Source organism: Colwellia sp. 5_MG-2023 (genome assembly GCF_030547795.1).
GTDB lineage: Bacteria > Pseudomonadota > Gammaproteobacteria > Enterobacterales > Alteromonadaceae > Colwellia.
In genome coordinates this window covers 1-611 of sequence record NZ_JAUOPW010000070.1, presented here as the reverse complement: position 1 = coordinate 611, position 611 = coordinate 1, and the positions used below count along the sequence as shown (strand labels likewise).

Below are 611 nucleotides of genomic sequence, written 5' to 3'. Positions count from 1 at the left end.
TTACAAATTGCTTCACGTTTAAATGCGCAAGTAAAAGGTCAAGAAGCTGGTATTTATAATGGTAATAATGCGATGTCAATGATGCAAACAGCGGAAGGTGCGTTTGATGAAATGACTAACATTGCATACCGTATGAAGGAGCTTGCAACACAAGGTGCTAGTGACGCGAATGGCACTACTGAATGGGCTGCACAAAGTGCGGAGTATGTTGCCTTGACCGCTGAGCTTAATAGTATAATGAATAATACTAATTTTGGTGGGACAGCGTTATTAGCTGGTGGCAAATTTGAAGCTGGTGATGTGAAATTTCAGGTTGGCTCAAGCACTGCTGAAACATTAACAGTGAATATCTCTGCATCTTTAGATGCTGCGACTGCAGGTTCAGTTGGTGAGGCTCTTGTAGATATTGCCGCTGGTGGTACAACTGGTACGTTCACTGATGTAACAGAAGCACAAGCGCATTTGGCGCTTGTAGATACCTTGATTTCAGGTATTGGCAGTGCACGCTCAGCGTTAGGTGCATCAATGAATCGTCTTGAGCATACCATGACGAACGTAACTAACATGAAAGAGAATACGCAAGCTGCGTCATCTACGTTAATGGATGCTGA

The 611-nt window shown here is 43.4% G+C and carries 1 protein-coding gene; it reads left to right on the top strand.

Annotated features, from left to right (window positions below; all coding sequences use genetic code 11):
• On the top strand, window positions 1-611 hold a 611-nt coding region (locus Q4496_RS17915; protein ID WP_303610977.1), incomplete at both ends, for a flagellin.